This window comes from Paludibacterium yongneupense DSM 18731, from assembly GCF_000422925.1.
GTDB lineage: Bacteria > Pseudomonadota > Gammaproteobacteria > Burkholderiales > Chromobacteriaceae > Paludibacterium > Paludibacterium yongneupense.
Genome location: NZ_AUGZ01000029.1, coordinates 12285 through 28829 on the forward strand (window position 1 = coordinate 12285; position 16545 = coordinate 28829).

Annotated in this window: 15 protein-coding genes; 10 read left to right on the forward strand and 5 right to left on the reverse strand. The window is 62.2% G+C overall.

The genetic code is table 11. The features are described 5' to 3' along the window. Positions 1–107 precede the first annotated feature (107 nt). On the reverse strand, positions 108–1757 hold the full coding sequence (locus G520_RS0110830; protein ID WP_028535680.1) for a putative bifunctional diguanylate cyclase/phosphodiesterase: 1650 nt from the start codon (positions 1755–1757) through the stop codon (positions 108–110). Positions 1758–2053: 296 nt separating this feature from the next. Between G520_RS0110830 and G520_RS0110835 the strand changes: the two genes are divergently transcribed. After that, positions 2054–3685, forward strand: a complete 1632-nt coding sequence (locus G520_RS0110835) for a methyl-accepting chemotaxis protein (protein ID WP_036666053.1) — start codon at positions 2054–2056, stop codon at positions 3683–3685. Positions 3686–3713: 28 nt separating this feature from the next. On the opposite strand, the gene G520_RS0110840 is transcribed toward G520_RS0110835, so the two are convergent. After that, positions 3714–4643 carry a LysR family transcriptional regulator gene (locus tag G520_RS0110840; RefSeq protein ID WP_028535682.1) on the reverse strand — a complete coding sequence of 310 codons (930 nt, stop codon included), beginning with the start codon at positions 4641–4643 and terminating at the stop codon, positions 3714–3716. A gap of 263 nt (positions 4644–4906) precedes the next feature. Between G520_RS0110840 and mdcA the strand changes: the two genes are divergently transcribed. The 8 genes from mdcA to mdcH all read left to right on the forward strand — a co-directional run bounded on the left by mdcA (position 4907) and on the right by mdcH (position 12078). Further along, positions 4907–6565, forward strand: coding sequence for a malonate decarboxylase subunit alpha (gene mdcA / locus G520_RS0110845; RefSeq protein ID WP_028535683.1), 1659 nt, complete (start codon positions 4907–4909; stop codon positions 6563–6565). Continuing rightward, positions 6565–7413: a triphosphoribosyl-dephospho-CoA synthase gene (locus G520_RS0110850; RefSeq protein ID WP_036666055.1), complete on the forward strand. Its 849-nt coding sequence runs from the start codon at positions 6565–6567 to the stop codon at positions 7411–7413. Before mdcA ends, G520_RS0110850 begins: the two co-directional genes overlap by 1 nt. Positions 7414–7432: 19 nt before the next feature. Continuing rightward, the gene (locus G520_RS0110855) at positions 7433–7741 is read left to right on the forward strand and encodes a malonate decarboxylase subunit delta (protein WP_028535685.1); all 309 of its coding nucleotides are present in this window, start codon (positions 7433–7435) and stop codon (positions 7739–7741) included. 7 nt (positions 7742–7748) lie between these two features. Continuing rightward, a complete protein-coding gene (locus G520_RS0110860) occupies positions 7749–8600 on the forward strand; it encodes a biotin-independent malonate decarboxylase subunit beta (RefSeq protein ID WP_028535686.1) in 852 nt (283 codons plus the stop codon). Next, complete coding sequence (gene mdcE, locus G520_RS0110865) at positions 8597–9409, forward strand: biotin-independent malonate decarboxylase subunit gamma (protein ID WP_028535687.1); 813 nt, start codon at positions 8597–8599, stop codon at positions 9407–9409. Before G520_RS0110860 ends, mdcE begins: the two co-directional genes overlap by 4 nt. Positions 9410–9491: 82 nt before the next feature. Beyond that, on the forward strand, positions 9492–10442 hold the full coding sequence (locus G520_RS0110870; RefSeq protein ID WP_028535688.1) for an AEC family transporter: 951 nt from the start codon (positions 9492–9494) through the stop codon (positions 10440–10442). Positions 10443–10456: 14 nt separating this feature from the next. Then, positions 10457–11149: a malonate decarboxylase holo-ACP synthase gene (locus G520_RS0110875; protein WP_051229327.1), complete on the forward strand. Its 693-nt coding sequence runs from the start codon at positions 10457–10459 to the stop codon at positions 11147–11149. Continuing rightward, a complete protein-coding gene (mdcH, locus tag G520_RS0110880; protein ID WP_028535690.1) occupies positions 11146–12078 on the forward strand; it encodes a malonate decarboxylase subunit epsilon in 933 nt (310 codons plus the stop codon). Before G520_RS0110875 ends, mdcH begins: the two co-directional genes overlap by 4 nt. A gap of 3 nt (positions 12079–12081) precedes the next feature. On the opposite strand, the gene G520_RS0110885 is transcribed toward mdcH, so the two are convergent. Further along, complete coding sequence (locus tag G520_RS0110885; RefSeq protein ID WP_028535691.1) at positions 12082–13959, reverse strand: UvrD-helicase domain-containing protein; 1878 nt, start codon at positions 13957–13959, stop codon at positions 12082–12084. Between the two features lie 867 nt (positions 13960–14826). Between G520_RS0110885 and G520_RS0110890 the strand changes: the two genes are divergently transcribed. Continuing rightward, the gene (locus tag G520_RS0110890) at positions 14827–15036 is read left to right on the forward strand and encodes a hypothetical protein (RefSeq protein ID WP_028535692.1); all 210 of its coding nucleotides are present in this window, start codon (positions 14827–14829) and stop codon (positions 15034–15036) included. 70 nt (positions 15037–15106) lie between these two features. Here G520_RS0110890 and G520_RS0110895 read toward each other — a convergent pair whose 3' ends face one another. Both G520_RS0110895 and G520_RS0110900 read right to left on the reverse strand, forming a co-directional pair. Next, entirely contained in the window at positions 15107–15307 is a 201-nt protein-coding gene (locus G520_RS0110895; protein ID WP_028535693.1) for a hypothetical protein, read from the reverse strand. 183 nt (positions 15308–15490) lie between these two features. Further along, positions 15491–16507 carry a LysR family transcriptional regulator gene (locus tag G520_RS0110900; protein WP_028535694.1) on the reverse strand — a complete coding sequence of 339 codons (1017 nt, stop codon included), beginning with the start codon at positions 16505–16507 and terminating at the stop codon, positions 15491–15493. Positions 16508–16545 lie beyond the last annotated feature (38 nt).

Below are 16545 nucleotides of genomic sequence, written 5' to 3' on the forward strand. Positions count from 1 at the left end.
GTGCCCGCTGCGTATCTCCCCAGCGCATCGTTTCTGCCGAACGGTCACCTACGGCGCCGCAGTGTCGGATTTACGCCAACGCGCGTGGAGACAAAGGCCATACACACTCACTCTGCTCCCCGCTCCCTTGCCTGATGCTCGACCAGCTCATGAAAGTCGGCAGGCGCCAGCGGCCGGCTGAACAGATAGCCCTGGCACTGATCGACCGCGAGCGACTTGAGAAAATTCGCTTGCGCGCGGGTCTCCACTCCCTCGGCGACAGTGGACAGATTCAAGGCGCGTGCGAGTGCGGCGATCGCACCGGCGATGGCATTTGCATCCGCGTCATCGGGGGTATGCCGGACGAAGGATGCGTCGATCTTCAGCGTATCGAGCGGAAACTGGCGCAGGTAGGACAGCGAAGAATAGCCGGTACCGAAATCGTCGATCGACAGTGCTACACCCCGTTTTTTGAGTTCGCCCATACGCTGCGCCGTCGCGGCGGGGTTTTCCGCCACGATCGATTCGGTCAGCTCGATTTCCAGCTGCGACGCCTGGACGTCTGCGCGGGCCAGCGCCGAGGCCACTCGCGCACCGACATCCGATTGCTGGAAATCCTGCGCCGAAAAATTGACGGCCACGCTCAGCCCGCGCCCGGCATGGCGACGTATCTCCTCCAGGCTGCGCGTCAATACCCAATCGCTGATGTCGCCAATCTGGCCGCTACGCTCCGCGATCGGGATGAAGTCGGCCGGCATGACCCACCCCAGTTCCGCATCCTGCCAGCGGATCAGGGCCTCGGCGCCGACGATGGTCTCGCTCTTGAGATCAAGCTTGGGCTGCAAGGTCAGACGCAAGGCATTTTCTTCTATCGCCGTACGCAAGCGCGACTCCACATAGAGATCGCGCTGCAATTTATCAGACAGCTCGGAGGAAAAGACCAGGATGCCGCCCGCGTTGACATCGAGATGCTCGCACGCCGTCATCGCATCGCGCAGACGCTGCGCCGCATCGCGCTCATGTCCGGAAATGCCGATGCTGGCCGTCAGGCGCAATGCCATGTGAGCAAAGGGAATCGGCGCTTGCAGCGCATCCAGACACCCCTTGGCCACGCCCCTCTCATCCTGTTCCGCAAACAGGGCGAAGGCCGCCTCCCCGACCCTGGCCACGGCCGCGCCGGAGCCGTTCGCCATCAGGCAGTGCTGCAAGCGGGTGGCGGCCGTTTTCAGAATGTGCTCGCCCGCACGTCGCCCCTGCGCCGCGACGATACGGTGAAAACCGTTCATTTGCAGGTACAGTGCCGCGCCGCCTCCCTCCGTGCATTCTGCCATCAACCCGCGATAATTGAGGACACCGGTATCCGGATCATGGCTGGCCAGATAATGCAGGTGATCGATATGGCGCTGTCGTTCCGTCATATCGCGTACAAAACCGGTAAAGAAACGCTCGCCACCGGCCTCGAAGCAGGAAATCCCGACTTCAACGGGAAAACAGCTGCCGTCCTTGCGCTCGGCCAGCAGCACCTTGCCGTTGCCGAGGATATGGCTGATTCCGCGCGCCGGATCGAAATGCTGCAAAAATCCGTCATGCTTCCCGCGCATGGGCTCGGGCACGATGCACGCGATATTGCGTCCCAGCAGCTCCGCTTTAGACCAGCCGAACTGGCGCGTGGCGGCACTGTTGCTGTCCACTATCGTTCCGTCCGCACGGATGGTGAACACAGCGTCCAGACTGGTTTCGAGAATGGCGGCGGTGATACTCTGATCGCAGGGAAGCATATCCAGACCCGGTGAATGGGAAACGTCACACAGTGTAAGCCGCGACCGAGCGCAGGCCAACGCTGGCATTGCAGCCCGACGCCACCGTTATCCCCAGACTAAACAACTCTCATCCAGGCTAATTGATCGTCGGCGTACTGACTCATATTATTGATTATAGATATCCAGTTTCATTCAAAAAGCCGGATGAATTTTCACCCGACCGACGGGCCGGGTAGCCCCCCCCCCCACTTCATGGTTCTCGCCTGTATCGAAGCAACGCGGCCCGTCAGTCCCCTCTCAGGAAAGCTATCGTCGTGAACCGTTTCGGAATCCGCTTGCAGCTGAACATACTGGTTGGCATTGCGATGCTGGGCCTGCTTATCATTACCGGCCATCTCCTGTTTTCCCTGTATGCCGGCGTCAGCGAAAGCTACGCCCTGCAACCGCGCAAAGTCGTCGAAAGCGCAACCTCTCTCGTCGAAATGTACGAGCAAAAGGCCCAGCGCGGCGAACTTGCCCCCGAGCTCGCACGCAAGCAAGCGATCGAGGCGCTCAACGCCATCCGTTTCGAAGGCTACGGCTATCTGTTCGTGCTCGACCGCAATCTCGACTATCTCGCCTTGCCGGCCAAGCCGCAGTTGGTGGGGCAGTCGATCGACAAGGCGTACGATGCCGAGGGGCACCCGATGAAGGACTTGATTCTCAACGCGCTGGCTAGCAGTGACGCCCCCGGCGTCATGCACTACAGCTGGAAGAAGGAGGGGGTGGAAGGTCCGGTGGGCAAGGTCGGCTATGTCGCCCGAACCCGGGGCTGGGGCTGGATCATCGGCACCGGCGTGTATACCGACGATGTCGCGGCCGACTTCCGCTCGCATGCCTTGCTGGCCGTGCTCGATGGCGTGATTCTATTGCTGCTGCTGGGCGGCAGTGGCTGGTATATCTCGCGCGGCGTGCTGGCGCGGCTAGGCGGCGAGCCGGTCTATGTCGCCACCGTCGTCGGGCAGATCGCCGCAGGCAAGCTCAATACTCCGATCGACACCGGTCTGGCCGTTCCCGGCAGCCTGCTGGCCTCGGTGGCTCGGATGCAGGACACGCTGCGCGAGGTCGTGATGCGGGTCGCCAGCGGGGGTCAGAAAATCTACACCATGACCTCGGAGTTGAGCGCCCACGTCGGCAAGGTCGCAGGCAGTTCGACCGCTCAGAGCGAGGCCGCGGCGTCGATCGCGGCCGCCATCGAGCAATTGACCGTCAGCATCAATCACGTCTCCGACAATGCTGAGAGTGCGCGCCAGGATAGCGAGCAGGCCGGACACTTGTCGCAGCAGGGCAGCCGGGTGGTGCAGAAAGCCACCGACGAAATGGAAAACATCAGCAGCGCCGTCAGCGACGTCGCGAGCACTCTCGACGCACTGGCGGGAGAGCTGGACAATATCACCCATGTCGTGAATGTGATTCGCGATGTGGCCGACCAGACCAATCTGCTGGCACTCAACGCGGCAATCGAGGCCGCGCGGGCAGGCGAGCAAGGCCGCGGCTTCGCCGTCGTCGCCGACGAAGTCCGCAAACTGGCGGAGCGCACTGCCAGCGCAACAGGCGAAATTCAACAGACGATCCAGCAATTGCTGGGCCAGTCAGCCTCCGCCCAGAACAGCATGCAACTCGCGGTCCGGCGCGTCGGCGACGGCACCGCGCTCGCACGCCAGGGACGCGAAGCCATCGTTGGCATGGAAGCTTCGGCCAGCGAAATTTCGCGCACGGTAAACGATATTTCGCTTGCGCTGCGCGAACAGAGCCAAGCCAGCAGCGACATTGCCGGTCACGTCGAGGTCATTGCTCAACGGGCATCGGAAAATGCCTCGGCAACCGATTTTGCCGCCGCATCCAGCAAGCAGATGCATGAGCTGGCGCAGTCCTTGCATGAAGCCATTTCGCACTTCGAGGTCTGAACCGCCGGCCGCGAAACGGGTCGACGGCTCAGTTCGCGGCCACGCCCTCGTGGCGATGGTACATCCGGCATTCGGCCGCCAACGCCAACAGATTGGGGTCGCGTTCGCGCGCGGCGAGAAAGGTCAGCACAATGTGCTGCTGCATGCGATAGCGCTCGCTCAACGGTATCAGCTGGATGCGATGGCTGAAATTGGCACCGACCCGCCCCGGCAGCAAGCCATAACCGACATTGGCGCCGACCATATTGATCAGGGAAAAGATGTCGCCGACCCGCATCACGATATCCGGCCGATAACCGGCGCGTTCAAAGGCCGTGTTGAAGTCGGCATAAGTCGCGAATTCCTCGCGCAGCGAAACGAATTTCTCTGCACTCAGGCGTTCCAGATCGATGCAGCGCTCATTCTGAAAGGGCGAGCCAAGCGGTGCGGCAAAGTAGATCAGATCGTCAAACAACGGCACGCTCTGCAAATCGGGAGCCGGCGCCGGTCCTTCACCCTGTGCCACCAGAACCGCATCGAGTTCGAAATTGAGCAGCTTGCGCAATAGAAACGGGTTTGATCCCATCGTCACTTCAATGTCGATGCCGGGCTTGCGCAAGGTAAGCCCGGTGAACAACTGCGGCACGGTATGAATGGTCAGCGAATACAGGGCGCCGACCCGCAGGTGCAGGGAATTGAAACCGGCCACCTCGCGCGCCTTGAGCACTCCGCTCTCGCATGCCTGTAGCGCGCGCTCCGCATAATCGACCAGGCTGACGGCTGCGGGCAAGGGCACCAGACTGCGTCCCTGACGTTGAAACAGCGGGCATCGCAGTCCCTCTTCCAGCGAGTGCAAGGCGCGATGGACGCTGACCGTACTCTGCTGGAGCGCTTCGGACACTCGTACCAGGCTTCCCAGTTTCATGAACAGCAGGAACACCTCGAGCTTTTTGAAAGTCACCTCCTCGGGAATTGACATGCGTCAAGTCTCTCCAAGATTAAAGATAAAGCTAAGAAAGCCGCCGACGTAAACAATCATGTCATCCGCCTTGAATAAACACGTCATGTTATTGAATAAAAAAAGAAATACTTAGAATAACAAAAACTCATAAATCATATCTTTCCAAAATTCCACCATCAAATCGTTAACTTTATGATAACAAAAATCAGACCGACATAATTGTTACATCTCCAGTGCAAGACTACTTTGTCGCCATATCCAACCTCTTCGCTGGAGTGAACATGCAAAGCGAAAATACCGCCCCGCTATGGGGCAAGCGCCGGGCAGAGAAAAAACGCCGCCTGGAACATGTCGCCAACCTGGCAGACGGAAAAGTCCTGCCCACCGCGCGTATTGTTTCCGCGCTGGAGACGCTGATCGCCCCTGGCGATCGGGTGGTACTGGAAGGAAACAATCAGAAGCAGGCCGACTTCCTGTCACGCTCGCTCGCCCAGACCCGTGCCGACACCCTGCATGATCTGCACATGATCATCCCGACGGTCGGCCGCGCCGAACACCTCGATCTGTTCGAACGCGGAATCGCCCGCAAACTCGACTTTTCCTTCGCCGGGCCGCAAAGCTTGCGCATCTCGCAGTTGCTCAAAGATGGCTTGCTCGAAGTCGGCGCCATCCATACTTATATAGAACTATACGCCCGCCTCTACGTCGATCTGATTCCTAACGTGGTTCTGGTCGCCGGTTACAAGGCCGACCGCCAGGGCAATCTGTACACCGGCCCCAGCACCGAAGACACCCCGCCGCTGGTCGAAGCCGCCGCCTTCCACGACGGCATCGTGATCGCCCAGGTCAACGAAATCGTCGAAGACGGCAGCGAGCTGCCGCGCGTCGACATCCCTGGCTCCTGGGTCGATTTCGTCGTGCAAGCCGACAAACCCTTCTTCATCGAGCCCTTGTTCACCCGCGATCCCCGCCTGATCAAGCCGGTGCATGTATTAATGGCGATGATGGCCATTCGTGGCATCTACGAGCGCCATCAAGTGCAATCGCTGAACCACGGCATCGGCTTCAATACCGCGGCCATCGAATTGATCCTGCCGACCTATGCAGCCAAGCTCGGACTCAAGGGCAAGATCTGCAAGAACTGGACGCTCAATCCGCACCCTACGCTGATACCGGCCATCGAGAGCGGCTGGGTGGAAAGCGTGCACTGCTTCGGCGGCGAATTGGGCATGGAAGACTATATCGCGGCCCGGCCCGATGTCTTCTTCACGGGTGCCGATGGCTCGATGCGCTCCAACCGCATGATGTGTCAACTCGCCGGGCAATATGCAGTCGACCTGTTCATCGGTTCCACGTTACAGATCGATGGCGACGGTCACTCCTCGACGGTCACCCATGGCCGTCTGTCCGGTTTCGGCGGAGCCCCCAATATGGGCCACGATCCGCACGGCCGCCGGCATGCCACGCCTGCCTGGCTCGATCTGCTGCAAACCGACAGCCCGCTGGAACGCGGCCGCAAGCTGGTCGTCCAGATGGTCGAAACGTTCCAGGGCGGCGGCAAGCCCACCTTCGTCGAGTCACTGGATGCGGTCCAGGTCGCCCGCGACAGCGGCATGCCGCTGGCACCGATCATGATTTACGGCGACGACGTGAGTCATGTCCTGACCGAAGAAGGCATCGCCTATCTGTACAAGGCACGCTCGCTGGAAGAACGCAAGGCCATGCTCGCCGCCGTCGCCGGCGTCACCCCGATCGGCATGCAGCAGGATAGGCGCGAAAGCGAACGGCTGCGTAGCGCCGGCCTGATCGCCCTGCCGGAAGACCTCGGCGTTCAGCGCAGCGAAGCCACCCGCTCGCTGCTGGCAGCCAAGAGCATGTCCGACCTGGTGGCCTGGTCCGACGGACTGTATCAGCCTCCTGCACGATTCAGGAGCTGGTAATGCCGGCGCGCGCCTCGCATCGCCCTGTCGACGCGGCAGAACGCATCGCCCTGTTTGCGGTGGACGCCCTGATCGCGGAAGTCAGCCTCACCCCCAAACCGGGGCTGGTCGACCGCCGCGGTGGCGGTGCCCATACCGACCTCGACTGGGGGCTGATGTGCGTTTCGGCACATACGCTGCAGCCGTTTTACCGGGCGATGGCTGAAGCCGGCGCCGCCGAACGGGGCCGCGCTCTGCGCGAAACCATCGGCGAGATCGGTCGATGCGCGGAAACGGCGATGCTGGAGGCGACCGGGGGAATCAATACCCACCGCGGGGCGATCTGGGCGCTCGGTTTGCTGGTGACCTCGGCCGCCGCTTCCACGTCGACGACGGCAGCGGCGACAGCCGCCGCTGCAGGCGAGCTGGCCCGGCTGCCGGATCGCTTCCGGCCACAGGAAACCGGAAACAAGGGCGAACGCGCCTGCCGCGACTATGGCGTCGGCGGGGCACGCGGTCAGGCCGAGGCGGCTTTCCCCCACGTCACCGGCCAGGCGCTGCCGCAACTGGCGCACTCGCGCCGCCGGGGCGACAGCGAAACCGCGGCGCGGCTCAATGCACTGATGGCCATCATGAACAGCCTGGACGATACCTGCGTCTTGTCGCGCGGCGGCCCTGCCGCCCTGCGCGAACTGCAGGACGGCGCCGGGCACGTGCTGAACGCAAATGGCGTCGCCACCCTCGCCGGACGGCGCGCGCTCATGGCACTGGATGCCCGCCTGGCGGCACTGCACGTCTCGCCGGGCGGTGCGGCGGACTTGCTGGCCTGCGCCCTGTTCCTCGATCGCTATCACTCTTCGATTTCATAATTGATTAGGACAATCCACCATGGAAATCATCAATTTTTCATACCCCGCCGCCGCCACGGCTCACGGCCAGATTCTGGTCGGCGTCGTCGGCTCAGGCGACCTCGAAGTCTTGCTCGAAGCCGGACAGACCGGTGCGACCACTGTCTGCGTCACGACCTCGGTCGATGGCTGCCAACCGGTCTGGCACGCGTTGCTAGAGCGCTTTTTCGGCTCCGGAGAGGGGCCCGCGCTGCGAGTGGAGATCAACGACTTCGGCGCCACCCCGGGCGTCGTCAGCATGCGCATCGCGCAAGCCCTTGAAGAAATGAACGCCGCGCAAGGAAAGTGAGAACGCCATGAATTCCCAATCGCTACTCGACCGCGATAGCTTTATTGAACTGAACGCTCGCAGCCGCGCCCGCGCGCTGCTCGACGCCGGCAGTTTCCGCGAATTGCTCGGCCCCTTCGACCGCATGACCTCGCCCTGGCTTCCGCGCCAGGGGGTCGTCGTCCAGGCTGACGACGGCGTGATCGTCGCCAAGGGCCTGATCGACGGCCAGCCGGCAGTCGTTCTCGCCATCGAAGGCACCTTCCAGGGCGGCAGCCTGGGCGAAGTCGCAGGCGCCAAGATCGCCGGCGCGCTGGAACTCGCGGCCGAAGACAATCGCCGCGGCACCCCGACCCGCGCCGTCATTCTGTTCGAAACCGGCGGCGTCCGCCTGCAGGAAGCCAACCTCGGTCTGGCCGCCATCGCGGAAATTCACGCCGCCATCGTCGATCTGCGCCGCTACCAGCCGGTCATCGGCGTCACGGCAGGCACGGTCGGCTGCTTCGGCGGCATGTCGATCGCAGCGGCCTTGTGCAGCTACCTGATTGTATGCCGCGAAGCCCGCCTCGGCTTGAACGGCCCAGCCGTGATCGAACAGGAAGCCGGCATCGAAGAATACGACTCGCGCGACAAGCCCTTCATCTGGAGCTTTACCGGCGGCGAACAGCGGTTCAACAGCGGTCTGGTCGACGCCTATCTGGAAGACGACAGCACCGCCATCGCCGCCCAGGTCCGCACCTTCCTGCGCCAGGGTCGTCCCGATTCGCTGCGCAGCGATTGCTACGCGGGCTTCCTCGCGCGCCTGGCCGAAGTCGATACCCGCGTGCAAGCCACGCCGGCCGCCGTCCGCGAACTCTACAAGAAAGGATTCCAAGCATGAGCCGCCCAACCGTTCACAGCCGCGGCGCGATCTGGTTCGCCGCCCTGACAGGCAATACGGCACCTTGCGCCGGCTACCCCGCCTCGCTCCTCGTCGCCGATAGCACGCTGGCCGGGAAGACCGCACGCTTCATCAGCATCATCCCCGACAGCGACAACCGCTTCCCGCGCGTGCGCAACGGCGAAATCGGTCTGGTCGAAGGCTGGTCTCTGGCGCGCGCCGTCCAGGAAACCATCGCGGCGGATCGCGACGCAGCAACAAAACGCCCGATCGTCGCCATCGTCGATGTCGCCAGCCAGGCCTACGGCCGGCGCGAAGAAGCCTATGGCATCCACCAGGCGCTGGCCGGTGCCGCCGGCGCCTATGCCGAAGCGCGGCTGGCCGGACACCCGGTCATCGCGCTGATCGTCGGCAAAGCGATGTCCGGCGCCTTCCTAGCGCACGGTTATCAAGCCAACCGCCTCATCGCGCTGGACGACCCCGGCGTACTGGTGCACGCGATGGGCAAAGCCGCCGCCGCGCGCATCACCCAGCGCTCGGTCGAAGACCTGGAAGCCTTCGCCGCAACCGTGCCCCCGATGGCTTACGACATCGCGAACTATCAGACTCTGGGCCTGCTCTGGCGCCTGCTGCCGGGCATCGCTGCCGACGCGCCGAGCGACGCCGATCGCGTCCGCGTAAACGAGACGCTGGCCGCTGCGCTGGCCGATATCGAGTCCGATGCGACGCGCGATCTGAAATGCCGTCTGGGCGGCGTCAACCGCCAGGCATCGAGCAAGGTGCGGGAGATGTTGACGCAGCAATGGTGAGTCTCCTCCCCTCGCCTCGTTCCGGCCCGCTGCGGCGCGCCGGGCCGGAACAGATATTTTCACAAACCAAAGAGCCATCACTATGACTTATGTAATCATCCACGCCCTGGCGCCGGTTTTCATCATCATGCTGCTGGGGTATATGGCGGGAAAAATGAAGCTGGTCGACAACGGCAACGTGTCGCTGCTCAATATCTTCGTCATGGATTTTGCCCTGCCGGCCGCACTGTTCACCGCTACGGTCAAAACACCGTGGGCGGGCATTCTGCATCAGAGCCAGCTCATTGTGGTACTGGCCCTGTCGATGTGGATCGCCTACGCGCTGCTCTTCGCGGTCTGCGTCAAAGTATTCAAAAAATCGCAGCAGGATGCCGCCGTACTGACCCTCACGCTCGCACTGCCCAATTACGCAGCACTGGGCTTGCCGATTCTCGGTAGCGTATTCGGCGAAACTCCGTCCACCTCGCTGACCGTCGCCATCGCCATCGCCTGCGGATCGGTGCTGATGACTCCCTTCTGCCTGATGTCGCTGGAAGCCGGCAAGATGGCCCAGGAAGGCAAAAGCGGCAATCGCCTGGCGATGCTGCCGCTGCTGATGGGCCGTGCGCTGAAAAAACCCATCGTCTGGGGCCCGCTGCTCGGCGTGGTCCTGTCGGCACTGGGCGTGCAGATGCCCGAGCTGTTCCTGTACTCGATCAAACCGCTTGGCCTGTCCGCCACCGCCGCCGCCCTGTTCCTGACCGGCGTCATCCTGTCGGCGCGCAAGCTGAAGATCAACGGCGCGGTATTGTTCAGCACCTTCATCAAGAACCTGCTGCAACCTGCCATCGCCCTCGGCATCGTGCACCTGCTCGGCATCGCCCCCGAAGTCGGTCGCGCCGGCGTGCTGCTCGTAGCGCTGTCCGCAGGCTTCTTCGGCGTCGTGTTCGGCAACCGCTTCAAGGTTCAGTCGCCAGATGCCGAAGGCACCCTGCTGCTCAGTTCGGTGCTCGCCATTGCGACCATCCCGCTGTTCATCATGCTCACCGCCTGAGACGGAACCGCGCCATGAGACAGAGCCGCGCCCTGCGCATGCCATCCGCCACCTTGCAGCGGGCGCGGCCGCACGATCTGTTATTCCTCGGAGCCGCGCAGGCCTTGCTCAGCGATGATCCGCTTCCACCGTGGGCCGATCGCCACTGGCTGGACCGCGCTCCGGCCGTCGTGCGTCGCGCCCCGACCGTTCTGCCCGGCGTCGTGCCGGTCGGACTGCGCGGTCGCACTCGCAGCGAACGTTTCGCCGCCTGGATCCACGAGCGGGAAGTGGCGACCCTGGTCACGCCGGAAAGCCTGAGCCGGGCCCGCACCTGGCAGCAGTATCGCGACTGGAGCGACGCGGCGCCGATCCGGGCGCTGGAGATGCTGGCCCCACGGCTCGACCGGCTGGGCTGCGACTGGGGCGTGACCGGCAGCGTCGGCTTTTCCATCGCCAGCAGCATCCGCCTGCTGAGCGCCGACAGCGATCTTGACCTGCTGATACGCCAGGAGCACAGCATGACCCGCTCCGAAGCGCGCGCGATAGTGCAACTGAGCAGCGACCTGCCCTGCCGTTGCGACATTCAGATCGAAACGCCGCAAGGCGCTTTCTCCCTGCTCGAATGGGCGAGGAACAGCCCGCGCGTCTTGCTCAAGACGGAAAACGGGCCGCGGCTATGCACCTCCCCCTGGGCGAGTGCCGACGAAGAAGGAGCTTCATCATGAGCATTCTGTTTACCTTTCCCGGACAAGGTGCCCAACAGCCCGGCATGCTGCATGCGCTCCCCGACCATGCCGCCGTCCGCGCCACTCTGGACGAGGCCGGTGCGGCGCTGAAATGCGATCCCCTGACGCTGGACAGTAGCGCGGCCTTGCAGTCGACCGTCGCAGTCCAGCTGGCACTGCTGGTAGCCGGCGTCGCGATGGCCCGGGTGCTGAGCGCCGAGGCCGGCGAACCGGATGCGGTCGCCGGCTTGTCCATCGGCGCCTACCCGGCAGCGGTGATCGCCGGCGCGCTTGACTTCGCCGATGCCGTACGCCTGGTCGCTCTGCGCGGGCATCTGATGGAAAACGCCTACCCTAGCGGCTTCGGCATGGCCGCCATCACCGGGCTCGACGCGCACCGCTTGCAAACGCTGATAGACAGCGTTCATAGTGCGGCGACGCCGGTCTATCTCGCCAACCTCAATGCCGAGTCCCAGATGGTGATATCCGGCTCCGCCGATGCCATGCGCGACGTCATGGCCCGGGCGCTCGCCGCCGGTGCGCGCAAAACGACCCGCCTCGCCGTCAGCGTGCCCTCTCACTGCGCCCTGCTCGACATCCCGGCGCAGTCCATGCGCGAAGCCATGGCCAGCGTCACGCTGCGCCGCCCGCGCCTGAGCTACCTCAGCGCAAGCCTCGCGCGAGCACTGTTCGATCCGGAAAAAATCGCCGCCGACCTGGCCGGCAATATGGCATGCCAGGTCCATTGGCACGACACCGCGCGCCTCGCTTACGAACGCGGGGCGCGGCTGGCGCTGGAAATGCCGCCCGGAAACGTACTGAGCAATCTGCTGCGCCCCGTATTCTGTCCGGCGCCAGCCATCGCCTGCTCCGGAACCCGGCTCGATACGCTGAGCATCCTCATGCAACGCGAGCGCGACGCGCGCTGAACGTCAGGAAGCCTTGTCGCCGCCTGGCGCGTAGCGGCGATAAAACACGCCGGGCTCGCCGCTGGACAGCAGCGTCAGACTGCGCCGAGCGCGTGTGATCGCGACATAGAAGCGATTGATCTCGATATTCAGCGGCTCGCTCCTCTCCGGAAAATTGCCTTCGGACAAGCCGTAGACGATCACATTGCCGAATTCCCTTCCCTTGGCCTCTTCCACCGTCAACAAATCGACGCAACACTCGCGATCGTAAGCCTTGGCCAGCCGCTCATGCAGGCGCGGCCAGTCGGAGAGGCGGATCTTGCGGGCGGCCAGATACTCGATCAGCGCCGCCCACGAGCGCACGACATGGCGTGCGGCGACCGCATGCACGGCCCCCTGGCTGGCTCCGCTCAACAGGGCAGAGCGTGTCTGAAACGCTCTGAGCGCCGTCGCGAGATCGGCATCCGCCGGCAGGGCGAGCCAGGATGCGAGCGCCGCCATCATGTCCGGCCGCCAGGCCGCAAGCGGGACATTGGCGGAAAGATGGATATCCAGATACATGCGAATTCCGCCCCCGGCGGCCCGTTCCTCGACTTCGCGCCGACCGGCCGTCGGGAGCAGGCAATGCGGCAGCGCGAGAAAGGCCGCCGCCGCCGCCGCGAGACCTGCGGCGGGGATGCTGGAGCGCGGGCTGTGCGCCGCATGCAAAAACGATACGATGCGACAGGCGAAACTGTCGGTCAGATTCAATCCCAGCGCGAAGCCACTGCTGGTCAGCGCATCGACCAACTGAAAGCCGGCTCCGATTTTATCGGCTTGATCGCGGCAGATGACCGCCGTTTCAAGCAAGCCATCGGCAGCCGCCACTTTCTGAACCGCTTCGGCCGGCGCATCCCGGTACGCATGAATCACGGTGCGATGACGGGCATCCGATGTGATGGAGCGACCGGTCACATGACCGGCCATCCTGGCGAGCGAGGTTCCGAAACGATGACTGGCGAGCCAGTCGACGCGCGCGGCCTGGAAATAGCTCTGATATTGTTTGAACACCGTATCCGTGTCGGTATTGCGCCACGCATAGATATTCTGATTACGGTCGCCCACTGCCAGTATCCGCGCGGACTTATGCGCGATTCCGCACAAAAAACGCATCTGCAGCGGCGTTGTATCGTGCAACTCGTCAATCAGGACGTAGCGGAAGCCAAACCGGGACAAGGTGGTTTCGGCGTCGAAAAACTCGGGCTGCTGCAACAGGTCGTACACCGCTTCCGAAACCATGCGGAAGCCGCAACGCTTCTGTGTATCGCTGGCGCTGAAGTCCGGGTCCAGCATGCCGAGCACATCGCTCTGCGCGGGGGGCTGCCAGCTCTCGCGCAGGGTCTCGTAGTGGCGGAACAGAATGCGGATCGCCGCCAGATCGAAATGCAGATTATCCCCGCAAATGGCCTCCCTCTCCTCGTCGTAGTCGGCGCTCGAGGCACCCGAGGCCCGGTAGAACTCGATATCCTTCAGGACATGCTTGAGATCCTGCGCCGCAAAATTGGGATAGGGGTCCAGCCATTGCAAATCGGCGGCGGCACGCTCGATGACTTTCGGCAACACGCTATGGATGACGGCCCCGCGACCGAGCGGATAGCGGTTTTCGCCCAGCTTGCGCAGGATTTTCATCGCCAGCCCGTCGATGGTGCTGATCTGGAGGTTGGCCGTACGCTCGGCAAATACCCCTTCTTTTTGCATATAGCGCTGCAAGACATCACGGCCGGCCTTGCTGTAAGTCACCAGCAAGGTTTTGCCAACCCGGATGCAATCCTTGGCCTCGCTCGCGATCAGTGTCGACTTGCCGCTGCCGGCGACCCCTTCGACCAGTAAAGCCCGTTCCGCATACGTATCCAATAAACCCATGACAATCTACCCGCTGCTGAAAAATGATAGGCAGACAAATCCGTCCGCAACCAAGAGGATACCTTTTTGCGGCGTCGCAGCGGAGTCTGTTGCCTGAACCGGGCCGCGAACCGATATCCGCTGAACACATCCCGTGAAAAAACCGTCCGGCCGAAAATGCCGTTTAGCCATAATGGGAATGATCGTGAAATTTGGAAAATGAAAATCAACTTCCGCGCATAGCGCATATTTTCACGAGCAAGCCATTCATAATGAAGAAATGAATCACTCGGACGGTAACAAAGAACGCCGAAACGGCCGCCAACGACGCGGAGATCGGAAAAACACCGGACGGCGACACCGTTGCGGAAACATGCCGTGCGGTGGGGCTGGAATCATCCCCGGCCCCGCTATCCGGACGGCCAGGCTGAAAGACGGGCAGCCCGCCGCATGGGCATGAAATCGGCGACAAGACCGAGCGGGGGAGGCTGCCGTGTCGCGAAAGCGCCCACATTGCCCAGAAGAGCACGTGTACGGGGGGCCTCCGCCTGCATGCGGTCGTTGTCGGCACAAAAAAAAGCCAAGAAAGACAAAACGTGTCGACACGTGCGATCAACCGGTGCGCGAAGTGGTAAAATAACTCAACTTCAGTGCGATCCTTATACGCATGCATCATTCAAAGCGCGTCCTCGGTATGGCACTGCGATCTTCGCTTGACCATCAGACTTATTAATGACCCGGCGGCATTGCCAGAATGCCGTTATGAAAACCCGGTGCGGCCGATTTATTCCGATAACGGCCGGTAAAGCGATAAATCGAAAAAATTGACGCGGATCGATATTTTGCGGCCCGCCTGTTCAACCAATAATATACTCCATTGGAATCACAATGACTGATCTGAGAATAACGACGAATTTTGTGGATGGGAGCACATCGGAACGTGTCTTCGATAGCGGAAAACAGCTGATTGAACAGATCATCGGCGAAGACTTCCCGTCGTCGCCCAAATACATCACTCTGCACGCGATCGATCAAAACGGGAAACCGGTCTCGATCACGATTCACAACGATCGGAACAGCGCCGTGCGCATCAGCTGAAGTCCCGTTTCGCGGCGGCCACCGCCCCGGCGCGCGTCCCGGGTGTGCGACGGCAGCCGTTCCTCCGGCGCTACCAGGCGCTCGCCAGCCGTCCCTTATCTATCAAGAGTTCCCTGCCCTTTGCGGTCAATACATAGTGTCCTGCCGGTCCCACTTCGATCAGCGGGGACTCCGGATCGAGCAGACTTCTGTACTCGTCGGGCGGGAGGCTGACTTTCTTCTTCATATGGATACGCGCCAGCAAATTCAGCTCGGCTTCGGTAATCGACATGTCTCGCTCCTTATGATTTTTCTGGATTTGTATGCCGGTATAGCTCATTCCCGGACGCACCGATCATAACCACTATAGGAAAATGGTTATGAAGATCCAGAACACGTTCGAGATCGCGGCTCGAAGCGAGGGGATGCCGTTGCGGAACGATTGAATGACTCGTGTGCGACGCCCGTTCGCCCCCTACTGCGCGTGAGAGATCGATTCGGCGATGTTCTGCGACTCCATCTCGCTGCGTAGCGTGTTATAGCCGGACGCCAGCGCAAAGCGGCATTCCTCGCTGGGGCTGCCCACACCGCCCAGCAGGGGGCATGCACCGAACAGATCGGCAACCCAATCCACGAACGCCCTGACCTTGGGCGACAAGTGGCGGTTCTGCATATAGGCGACCGAAATAGGCATGGGGGCCGGCGAGAGCTGGGGCAGAATTTCCAGCAAGGCTCCCGATTCCAGATGCGGCAAGACCATGAAGCGGGCAGGCTGAATCAGGCCGAATCCCTGCAGACCGCAGGCGACATAGGCTTCACCGTCGTTGACCGAAATGGCCCCGCGCATCTTGACCGGCCTCGACTCGCCATCGATGACGAAATCCCAGTCGATGGTGCGGCCAGTTCGACTCGAAAAATAATGAACCGCCATATGGTTCTCCAAATCGTCGATGCTGGCAGGCACGCCATATCGCTCGAGGTAGTCCGGCGACGCGCAGGTCACCGCCTGGAACAGGCCAATGCGCCGCGCCACCAGCGTCGAATCCTGCAGTTCGCCGACCCGGATCACGCAATCCACGGCCTCGCGCACCAGGTCGACCTGCCTGTCCCCCATCCCGATCACCAGTTCGACTTCGGGGTAGCGGCAATGAAAACTGCACAGTTGCGGGATCAGAATCTGCCGCCCGATGACCGATGGCACGTCGATGCGCAAACGCCCCTTCGGCCCTCCGGAAACATCCCGGAATGACGATACTGTTTCTTCCACCTCGCTCAGAATACGGGCGCAATGCTCGTAATAGGCGGCACCATCCGGCGTCAGACTGATCCGGCGCGTGGTGCGGTTGAGCAGGCGCACCTGCAGCAAAGCCTCCAGATTCTGAACGATAGTCGACACCGTCGCACGCGGCAGCCCAAGGTTTTCCGCCGCACGGGTGAAACTGTTGGCATCGACCACACGCGTATAGACCTGCATGGCCTGAAAGTGGTCCATGCCCCTCCCTTCCGGGTTGCCCCTATTGTTTGCCTCAC

Excerpts from the sequence above, each read along its gene's own strand:
- G520_RS0110830 (WP_028535680.1), bottom strand. The coding sequence starts at position 1,757 with ATGCTTCCCTGCGATCAGAGTATCACCGCCGCCATTCTCGAAACCAGT.
- G520_RS0110840 (WP_028535682.1), bottom strand. The coding sequence starts at position 4,643 with ATGTCAATTCCCGAGGAGGTGACTTTCAAAAAGCTCGAGGTGTTCCTG.
- mdcA (WP_028535683.1), top strand. The coding sequence starts at position 4,907 with ATGCAAAGCGAAAATACCGCCCCGCTATGGGGCAAGCGCCGGGCAGAG.
- G520_RS0110850 (WP_036666055.1), top strand. The coding sequence starts at position 6,565 with ATGCCGGCGCGCGCCTCGCATCGCCCTGTCGACGCGGCAGAACGCATC.
- G520_RS0110855 (WP_028535685.1), top strand. The coding sequence starts at position 7,433 with ATGGAAATCATCAATTTTTCATACCCCGCCGCCGCCACGGCTCACGGC.
- G520_RS0110860 (WP_028535686.1), top strand. The coding sequence starts at position 7,749 with ATGAATTCCCAATCGCTACTCGACCGCGATAGCTTTATTGAACTGAAC.
- mdcE (WP_028535687.1), top strand. The coding sequence starts at position 8,597 with ATGAGCCGCCCAACCGTTCACAGCCGCGGCGCGATCTGGTTCGCCGCC.
- G520_RS0110870 (WP_028535688.1), top strand. The coding sequence starts at position 9,492 with ATGACTTATGTAATCATCCACGCCCTGGCGCCGGTTTTCATCATCATG.
- G520_RS0110875 (WP_051229327.1), top strand. The coding sequence starts at position 10,457 with ATGAGACAGAGCCGCGCCCTGCGCATGCCATCCGCCACCTTGCAGCGG.
- mdcH (WP_028535690.1), top strand. The coding sequence starts at position 11,146 with ATGAGCATTCTGTTTACCTTTCCCGGACAAGGTGCCCAACAGCCCGGC.
- G520_RS0110885 (WP_028535691.1), bottom strand. The coding sequence starts at position 13,959 with ATGGGTTTATTGGATACGTATGCGGAACGGGCTTTACTGGTCGAAGGG.
- G520_RS0110890 (WP_028535692.1), top strand. The coding sequence starts at position 14,827 with ATGACTGATCTGAGAATAACGACGAATTTTGTGGATGGGAGCACATCG.
- G520_RS0110895 (WP_028535693.1), bottom strand. The coding sequence starts at position 15,307 with ATGTCGATTACCGAAGCCGAGCTGAATTTGCTGGCGCGTATCCATATG.
- G520_RS0110900 (WP_028535694.1), bottom strand. The coding sequence starts at position 16,507 with ATGGACCACTTTCAGGCCATGCAGGTCTATACGCGTGTGGTCGATGCC.